The sequence below is a fragment of the Streptomyces solincola genome, from assembly GCF_002982015.1.
Taxonomy (GTDB): Bacteria; Actinomycetota; Actinomycetes; order Streptomycetales; family Streptomycetaceae; genus Streptomyces; species Streptomyces solincola.
Window position 1 is genome coordinate 1 of sequence record NZ_PVLV01000617.1, and the last position, 2,537, is coordinate 2,537.

The following is a 2,537-nucleotide window of genomic DNA, read 5'->3' on the forward strand; positions in this document are numbered from 1 at the left end:
GCCGTAGCGGCGGTGGACCGCCTGCTTGGTGACCCCGAGAGCCGAACCCACCGCGTCCCACGAGAAGCCGAGCGAGCGGTCGAAGTCCACCGCGGCGGTCACCAGGGTCTCGACGCTGTCCCGCAGCTCCTGCGCGAGGCGGACGGTCGGCGCGGGGGCCCGCCCGTAGACGACGAACCCGGTGGCGGGTCCGGACCGGCGTGGACGGTAGACGTTGCCGAGCTGTGCGGTGAGCGTGCGCAGGGCGTCCACCTGCCGGCGGACCCGCTCGATGTCCCGCACCAGCAGGTGCAGGCTGGCCCGGGCCTGGGCGTCGTGGGTGGCGTGGTCGGCCATGGGGAAGCCTCTCGAACCGGCGTCGGAAAGGGCGCGCCGCGCGACGCGGCGGCCCTTGGTCGGTCAATCCGCCTTGACCAACGCGCCACGGTCGGCGGGGTCACGCTGCGGGGGCGTATCCGCATATGCGCGCGCCGCCGGACGCCCGCCGCACTCCCGGGCGCTGCGGCGCCGCGCACGCTCGCGGCGGCCCGCAGGCGGCCCGCGGGCCGCGACTAGACTGGTCGCCGCCCATCGCCCGACCGCAACAGACAGGCAGCCAGCCCCCGATGAAGCTCGTCTTCGCAGGCACCCCCGAGGTCGCCGTACCCGCTCTGGACGCCCTGATCGCCTCCGGGCGGCACGAGGTGGCCGCCGTCGTGACGCGGCCCGACGCGCCCGCGGGGCGCGGGCGCAAGCTGGTGGCCAGCCCGGTCGCCCAGCGGGCCGAGGAGGCCGGCATCGAGGTGCTCAAGCCGGCCCGGCCGCGGGACGAGGACTTCCTGGCCCGGCTGCGCGAGATCGCGCCGGACTGCTGCCCGGTGGTGGCGTACGGGGCGCTGCTGCCGAAGGTCGCGCTGGACGTGCCGGCCCGAGGATGGGTGAACCTGCACTTCTCGCTGCTGCCGGCCTGGCGGGGCGCCGCCCCCGTACAGCACTCGATCATGGCGGGGGACGAGACCACGGGCGCGTCCACCTTCCTGATCGAGGAGGGGCTGGACTCGGGCCCGGTGTACGGCGTGGTGACCGAGGACGTGCGGCCGACCGACACCAGCGGGGACCTGCTGACCCGGCTGGCGTTCGCCGGGGCCGGGCTGCTGGCCGCGACCATGGACGGGATCGAGGACGGCGCGCTGCACGCCGTGCCCCAGCCGGCCGACGGGGTCAGCCTCGCCCCGAAGATCACCGTGGAGGACGCCCGGCTGGACTTCGCCGCGCCCGCGCTGCGGGTGGACCGGGTGGTGCGCGGCTGCACGCCCGCCCCGGGCGCGTGGACGGTGTTCCGCGGCGAGCGGCTGAAGGTGGTGCAGGCGCTGCCGGCGCCGGAGCGGACCGACCTCGCGCCGGGCGAGCTGGCGGTGGCCAAGAACAACGTCTGGGCCGGCACCGGCTCGCACGCGGTGGAGCTGCTGTGGGTGCAGCCGCAGGGCAGGAAGCCCATGCGCGGCGCGGACTGGGCCCGCGGGGTGCGGATCGCCCCGGGGGAGAAGCTGGCGGCCGGGGACGTAGGCTGAGAGGGTTCAGCCTTTTCGATTCGCGGAGCACCTTTTGAGCGAGCAGTCCCGTCGCCGTCCCTCCCAGCCGTACCGCCGCCCGAAGAAGGACCCGGTGCGGATGCTGGCCTTCGAGGCGCTGAGGGCGGTGGACGAGCGCGACGCCTACGCCAACCTCGTCCTGCCGCCGCTGCTGCGCAAGGCGCGGGAGAACGAGGGGTTCGAGGCGCGGGACGCGGCGCTGGCCACCGAGCTGGTGTACGGCACGCTGCGCCGGCAGGGCACCTACGACGCGGTGATCGCGGCCTGCGTGGACCGGCCTCTGCGCGAGGTGGACCCGCCGGTGCTGGACGTGCTGTCGCTCGGCGCGCACCAGTTGCTCGGCACCCGCATCCCGACGCACGCGGCGGTGTCGGCGAGCGTGGAGCTGGCCCGGGTGGTGCTCGGCGACGGGCGCGCCAAGTTCGTCAACGCGGTGCTGCGGCGGATCGCGCAGCGGGATCTGGACGGCTGGCTGGCGGAGGTCGCGCCGCCTTACGAGGAGGACGCCGAGGACCACCTGGCCGTGGTGCACTCGCACCCGCGCTGGGTGGTGTCGGCGCTGTGGGACGCGCTGGGCGGCGGCCGGGCCGGCATCGAGGACCTGCTGGAGGCCGACAACGAACGGCCCGAGGTGACGCTGGTGGCGCGTCCCGGCCGGATCGACCGCGACGAACTGCTCGCGGCGGTCGGCGAGGACGCGCTGCCCGGGCGCTGGTCGCCGTACGCGGTACGGCTGGCCGAGGGCGGTGAGCCGGGCGCGCTGGAGGCGGTCGCCGACGGGCGGGCCGGCGTGCAGGACGAGGGCAGCCAGCTCGTGGCGGCCGCGCTGGCCAACGCCCCGATCGAGGGCCCGGACCGGCGGTGGCTCGACGGCTGCGCCGGGCCCGGCGGCAAGGCGGCGCTGCTCGGCGCGCTGGCCGCCGGGCGCGGCGCGAGCCTGCTGGCCGCCGAGAAGCAGCCGCACCG

The 2,537-nt window shown here is 76.3% G+C and carries 3 protein-coding genes; 2 read left to right on the top strand and 1 reads right to left on the bottom strand.

The genetic code is table 11. From position 1 onward, the window contains the following. On the bottom strand, window positions 1–336 hold a 336-nt coding region (locus C6N75_RS28255; RefSeq protein WP_105871693.1), incomplete at its 3' end, for a hypothetical protein. 269 nt (window positions 337–605) lie between these two features. Here C6N75_RS28255 and fmt point away from each other — a divergent pair. Continuing rightward, the gene (gene fmt, locus C6N75_RS28260) at window positions 606–1,550 is read left to right on the top strand and encodes a methionyl-tRNA formyltransferase (protein WP_105871694.1); all 945 of its coding nucleotides are present in this window, start codon (window positions 606–608) and stop codon (window positions 1,548–1,550) included. A 34-nt stretch (window positions 1,551–1,584) separates the two neighbouring features. Further along, the coding region (locus C6N75_RS28265) for a transcription antitermination factor NusB (protein WP_105871695.1) at window positions 1,585–2,537 on the top strand (953 nt) is incomplete at its 3' end.

Excerpts from the sequence above, each read along its gene's own strand:
- fmt (WP_105871694.1), top strand. The coding sequence starts at position 606 with ATGAAGCTCGTCTTCGCAGGCACCCCCGAGGTCGCCGTACCCGCTCTG.